The sequence below is a fragment of the Mesorhizobium sp. M7A.F.Ca.CA.001.04.2.1 genome (genome assembly GCF_003998485.1).
Taxonomy (GTDB): Bacteria; Pseudomonadota; Alphaproteobacteria; order Rhizobiales; family Rhizobiaceae; genus Mesorhizobium; species Mesorhizobium ciceri.
Genome location: NZ_RZQT01000229.1, coordinates 1 through 5,042, shown reverse-complemented (window position 1 = coordinate 5,042; position 5,042 = coordinate 1). Strand labels below are relative to the sequence as shown.

7 protein-coding genes and 1 tRNA gene are annotated in these 5,042 nt (G+C 62.3%); 4 read left to right on the top strand and 4 right to left on the bottom strand.

The genetic code is table 11. The annotated features are described in order from the left end of the window. Positions 1–111: 111 nt before the first annotated feature. Positions 112–468 carry a co-chaperone GroES gene (locus EN955_RS33615; RefSeq protein WP_127219198.1) on the bottom strand — a complete coding sequence of 119 codons (357 nt, stop codon included), beginning with the start codon at positions 466–468 and terminating at the stop codon, positions 112–114. A 249-nt stretch (positions 469–717) separates the two neighbouring features. Here EN955_RS33615 and EN955_RS33610 point away from each other — a divergent pair, with 249 nt between their 5' ends. Both EN955_RS33610 and EN955_RS33605 read left to right on the top strand, forming a co-directional pair. Next, positions 718–966, top strand: a complete 249-nt coding sequence (locus EN955_RS33610; RefSeq protein ID WP_013530532.1) for a hypothetical protein — start codon at positions 718–720, stop codon at positions 964–966. Then, positions 963–1,229: a DUF1488 domain-containing protein gene (locus tag EN955_RS33605; protein WP_024503907.1), complete on the top strand. Its 267-nt coding sequence runs from the start codon at positions 963–965 to the stop codon at positions 1,227–1,229. Before EN955_RS33610 ends, EN955_RS33605 begins: the two co-directional genes overlap by 4 nt. Positions 1,230–1,257: 28 nt before the next feature. Here EN955_RS33605 and EN955_RS33600 read toward each other — a convergent pair whose 3' ends face one another. From EN955_RS33600 to EN955_RS35010, 3 genes are all read right to left on the bottom strand, one after another. Further along, positions 1,258–1,449: a hypothetical protein gene (locus EN955_RS33600; protein ID WP_024503908.1), complete on the bottom strand. Its 192-nt coding sequence runs from the start codon at positions 1,447–1,449 to the stop codon at positions 1,258–1,260. A gap of 5 nt (positions 1,450–1,454) precedes the next feature. After that, entirely contained in the window at positions 1,455–1,658 is a 204-nt protein-coding gene (locus EN955_RS33595) for a hypothetical protein (protein ID WP_024503909.1), read from the bottom strand. Between the two features lie 202 nt (positions 1,659–1,860). Next, positions 1,861–1,936 (bottom strand) — tRNA-Cys (locus EN955_RS35010). Positions 1,937–2,383: 447 nt separating this feature from the next. On the opposite strand from EN955_RS35010, the gene EN955_RS33590 reads away from it, so the two are divergent. Both EN955_RS33590 and EN955_RS33585 read left to right on the top strand, forming a co-directional pair. Continuing rightward, positions 2,384–3,427 (top strand): LacI family DNA-binding transcriptional regulator, encoded by a 1,044-nt coding sequence (locus EN955_RS33590; RefSeq protein ID WP_024503910.1) that lies wholly within the window; start codon positions 2,384–2,386, stop codon positions 3,425–3,427. Between the two features lie 63 nt (positions 3,428–3,490). Beyond that, positions 3,491–4,738, top strand: coding sequence for a sugar ABC transporter substrate-binding protein (locus tag EN955_RS33585; RefSeq protein WP_013530526.1), 1,248 nt, complete (start codon positions 3,491–3,493; stop codon positions 4,736–4,738). Positions 4,739–5,042: the final 304 nt, after the last annotated feature.

Genomic DNA, 5,042 nt, shown 5'->3' with positions numbered 1-5,042 from the left:
CGCATTGGTGAGGATCTCGACGCCGCGCAGCATGCGGTCGCGCGCGTCGGTGGAGAATTTTATTTCCTTGGCAGACATGATTTTTATCCAGTTCGTTCGGAGAAAATGAGGTCAGGCAGCTTTCTTGGCGGCCACGGCCTTTTCGGTTGCAGCGCCCTTGTCGATAATGCCAGTCTCGCTCTTGTCGATGACGCCCATGATGTCGGCTTCCTTCATGATCAGAAGGTCCTCGCCGTCGATCTTGACCTCGGTGCCCGACCATTTGCCGAACAGGATGAAGTCGCCGGCCTTGACGTCGAGCAGAACAAGCGCGCCGTTTTCGTCGCGTGCGCCAGGGCCGACAGCGATGACTTCGCCCTCCTGCGGCTTTTCCTTGGCAGTGTCGGGGATGATGATCCCGCCCTTGGATTTGATATCGCCTTCGGCGCGACGAATGACGACGCGGTCGTGGAGTGGCCGAAATTTCATGGGAACTTTCTTTCTGGGGCCGGCACAGGCGGCCACGCCCCCCTCTATAGACGCGTTGGCACTCGATAGATAGGAGTGCCAAAAATTATTCGCGGACCGCATTAAATATTCAAAAGTATTATTTCGGCTGGCCGTTTCGTGATATCCGTAGAATGTCAAATAATTCAAAAGATTGAATTTTGCCGATCGAGTGCCTATTTATCGGACAAGTTCACTTTCACGGTTTCAGGCACAAGGGAGATTTCTTCGATGGCCGAAGGCAATCAGACGATCATGGAAAAAGCTGAAGCCCGCTTTGTCGACAAGCAGAAGAAGACAGCGGAGAAAAACAAGGCGACCGCCGAATATATGTCCGAGGCAAGAGCCAGGGAGATCAAGACGGCAAGGCTGAGAGAGCTTCGGCTGGCCAAGGAAGAGGCCGATCGTGTCGCCGAGGCCCTCAATCCAACGCCGAAGAAGAAGCGGGTGACCAAGAAAGTCACGGAGGCCAAGACATGAGCCTCACCTTCCCCAACCGCAGCCGCAGCTATGACGAAGCGGGCCAGCGCATTCGTTTCGTTGGCCATGACGGCATGTTCCAGATCTCATTTTCCGTCGCTGCCGACGCCATGGCCAAGATGCGGCCGGGCACTGCTGCCGACGAAGCCGGTTATCTCCAGACATTCGACACCGAGAGCAGCGCCATCCGCGAGGTGGCGTCGAAGGCTTACGACCGCACCCACAAGAGCATGTATGTGCTGACGGCGGCCGATTTCGGCTGAAAGGGCGGCGAGTTGGCGCTCACCGCGGTCAGGTCTTGCGCTCGGCCCTTTCGCGGCGTTTGACGTCGCGGACATTCATCTGCACGACCATGTCCTCGGCCTCCCGCGGCCCCATCCCGACCATCACCTTTTGCCGGACAACCGCAGGCTGGCCGGTGAAGACATCGATGATGCTCCAGCTCTGGGGAAGCTCCATGCGCAGCGTGTAGCGGTTGGCCATGCCGGTCAGCCTTGCATCGTGAAAAACACGGCGCCCAGGATCAGCACCGTCCAGGCGACGACCGACAATTTCAGCACCATGCCGCCATGCACCGCCACAAGCTTCCGCAGGTGCGACACACCTGCCGACGAGACCGGTGCCGCCGCCAGGGCGACGGGGGCCTTGAGGCCAAGTTTTCCAAAGACGGGCAGCAGCGACGGTTCACGCACGAAAGGCCTCGAATGTCAGGGAAAAGCGAAGCAAGAACGCTCGGCTCCCTTCCATAGCACTCTTTTCGCGGGTGCCGGCATGCCAAATGCAAGACAGGACTGCTTTAACGGCCGGTCCGCACCGCCTTCGCAACGCACAAATCTATTCGTGCGGACCGCCTGCCCTTGGGGCAGATTGGGACTGTTGTTCGACGCGAAATTTTGGAGGCCTCGCCTCGGGATCGAACCGAGGCTTCAGAGATTTGCCGTCTCCAGCGTAGCCGCTCCGCCACGAGGCCATGGCTGTTGAAGTAGCGGCCAAATATTTACGGAAAGGTTAATCCCGAGGGATTGTTCAGAATTTTCGGCACGATCTTCAGAGCGTCCGCCAGCACATATGGCGGCCAGGCCTGCTGCCCGGCAGCACGACCTCGCTTCCCGCGCACGCTGCGATCTTTCATGCCTCAAGCGGCAGCCCGCCCCGTCTGGACCGAGGGCCTCCAGCACTGCGACTGGCGCTCTTCCCCTGAGCTACGTGCTGCCGGCGCTGCTTTACCCCCGGGTTGCATTCGGAGGAAGAGAGCCGAAGGCCCAACCAGCTTTTTCCCTTGAACGGCGATCCGATCTGGCCTAGCCTCAGCTGAGAAAAGGTTTTCTCAAACAATTTCGATCGGGCCCGGCCACCTGCCGGGCCTCATTCAGGTCGGCAAGAGAAAACCTTTTCCCAACCAAGGACTCTCGGCGCGATGCCATCGGACGATCTGCCTGTTCCGGTCTTTTCCAAGCCAGTCACCTTGCGTGACGTGGCGGCGCAGGCCGGCGTCAGCGTCGCCACCGCATCCAAGGCGCTCAACAGCCAGGGCCGGATGACAGCCGAGACGCGCGAACGCATTCGCGAGACCGCCCGGCGGCTTGGCTTCCGGCCCAACAGCCTGGCGCAAAGCCTGCTCCGGCGCCGCAGCTTCACCGTCGGCCTGCTCACCAACGATACCTATGGCCGCTTCTCGCTGCCGCTGATGTCGGGCATTTCGGACGCGCTGGTCGACAATGGCGTCTCGGTGTTCCTGTGCAATGTCGAGGAGGATCCGCGGCTGGGCCAGATGCATGTCGACGCCATGCTCGACAAGCGCGTTGACGGCATCATCGCCACCGGCAAGCGCATCGATCGCCATCTGCCCGTCGACCTCTCCAATCTGCGCGTCCCGGTGATCTATGCCTTCACGCAGCCCGACCCCGAGGCCGTCGCCTTCGTCTCGGACGATGTTGGCGGCGCCCGGCTGGCCGTCGAGCATTTCTGCCGGCTTGGCCGCAAGCGCATCGCCCACGTCACCGGGCCGGCGAGCTTTGCCGTGGTGCACGCGCGCGTCCAGGCTTACCGCGACGTGCTCGTCGAAAACGGTCTCCCGGTCAGCGAGCCGCTGCTCGGCTCCTGGTCGGAAGCCTGGGGTCACCAGGCGGTTGCGCAACTGTTCGACGGCAAAAGCGAAAGGCCGGACGCGGTCTTCTGCGGCAACGATCAGATCGCGCGCGGCGTCATCGATGCTCTGCGCGAACGCGGCCTCGATGTCCCCAGGGATGTCGGCGTCATCGGTTTCGACAATTGGGAGATCGTGGCCGAGGCGACGCGCCCGCCGCTGACCTCTGTCGACATGAACCTGGTCGCGCTCGGGCGCGAGGCCGGGTTGACCCTGCTTTCGCTGGTCGGCGGCAAGCCCGCCGCGCCCGGCATTCGAAAACTGCCGTGCCGGCTGGTGGTGCGGCAGTCATGCGGCCATCCGCCGGGTGGCTGAAAACGAAGCGCCGCGCAATCGGCGCCAAGCCGCGGACCGCGGCCAACCTTGGAGGAGGAGAACATGAGGAACCTGATTGCCAAACTGGCCCTGGCCGCTGCCGTTCTGGGCGGCGGTCTCGGCACTGCCGCCGCCGAGACGGCCAACATATGGGTGCGCGCCGACGGTTCGAATTTCATGCCGAGGATCGTCGATGCCTACAACAAGGCGCACACCAACCAGGTCAAGCTCGATATCATCCCCAATGCCGAGATCATCCCCAAATACGGTGCCGCGGCCGCCGGCGGCACAGCGCCCGACGCGCTGTCGCTCGACCTGATCTACACGCCCTCCTTCGCCGCAGCCGGCCAATTGGAGGACATCACCGACTGGGCAAAGTCCCTGCCCTATTTTGCCAGCCTGTCGCCGGCGCATGTGAAGACCGGCACCTACAAAGACCACATTTACGGCCTGCCCTTCTCCGCCGACGCCTCGGTGCTGATCTGGAACAAGAAGCTGTTCAAGCAGGCCGGCCTTGATCCCGAAAAAGGCCCGGCCAACTGGGCCGAGATCGCGGCCGATGCCGAGAAGGTCAACGCGCTCGGCGGCAACATCAAGGGCTTCTACTTCTCCGGCAATTGCGGCGGCTGCAACATCTTCACCTTCACGCCCCTGATCTGGGCGTCTGGTGGCGACATCCTGAGCGAAGACGGCTCGAAGGCGACGCTGGACAGCCCGCAGCTGCGCGGCGCCATCGATCTCTACCGCTCGATGGTCAAGAAGGATCTGGTACCGGCAGGCGCACAGACCGACACCGGCGCCAATTTCTTTGCCGCCTTCGCCGCCGGCAATATCGGCATCTCGCCGTCCGGCGCCTTTGCCATCGGCGCGCTCAACACCCAGTATCCCGACATCGATTACGGCGTCACCTTCCTGCCGGGCAAGGACAGCGGCTGGTCGTCCTTTGCGGGCGGCGACAATTTCGTCGTCACCAAGGGCACCACGAAACTGCCCGTGGTGAAGGAGTTCCTCGACTTCGCCTATTCGCTCGAGGGCCAGACCATCCTTGCCAAATACGGAAGCCTGCCGGTGCGCGGCGACATCGCCAAGGACGCGTTGAAGGATCTCGATCCGCGCTACCAGATCGCCGCCGAAGCCATGGCCAAGGGCAAGACGCCCTATTCGGTGGTGTTCAACGACCTGATCAACTCCGCCAACGGCCCGTGGACGCAGATGATCAACGAGGTCTTCTTCGGCGACGATGTCGATGGCGCGATAGCCAATGCGCAGGAAACGATGCAGTCGATCATCGACCAGGCGCCGCAGAAGTAGCGGACGCCTGCCGGCCGCCCGCCTGTCTCCCTGGGCGGGTGGCCGGATACCGCATCGCCAACGGCAGGGCTATCGCGTTGAGAAAAGGCCCCCTCATCCGGCCGCTTCGCGGCCACCTTCTCCCCGCCGGGGAGAAGAGGCTGGCACCATCCCCGGCAACCTCCTCTCCCCTCGGGGAGAGGTCGGATTGCCCCGAATTGCTCTCTTCAATTGGGTTGGCAATCCGGGTGAGGGGTTCTTTGCCAATGTCCCAATAGCATCGAGCGCGCAGCCATGACCGTCATCACCGCAGCAACCCCTGCCC

Coding starts and splice junctions, on each gene's coding strand:
- EN955_RS33615 (WP_127219198.1), bottom strand. CDS start 468: ATGAAATTTCGGCCACTCCACGACCGCGTCGTCATTCGTCGCGCCGAA.
- EN955_RS33610 (WP_013530532.1), top strand. CDS start 718: ATGGCCGAAGGCAATCAGACGATCATGGAAAAAGCTGAAGCCCGCTTT.
- EN955_RS33605 (WP_024503907.1), top strand. CDS start 963: ATGAGCCTCACCTTCCCCAACCGCAGCCGCAGCTATGACGAAGCGGGC.
- EN955_RS33600 (WP_024503908.1), bottom strand. CDS start 1,449: ATGGCCAACCGCTACACGCTGCGCATGGAGCTTCCCCAGAGCTGGAGC.
- EN955_RS33590 (WP_024503910.1), top strand. CDS start 2,384: ATGCCATCGGACGATCTGCCTGTTCCGGTCTTTTCCAAGCCAGTCACC.
- EN955_RS33585 (WP_013530526.1), top strand. CDS start 3,491: ATGAGGAACCTGATTGCCAAACTGGCCCTGGCCGCTGCCGTTCTGGGC.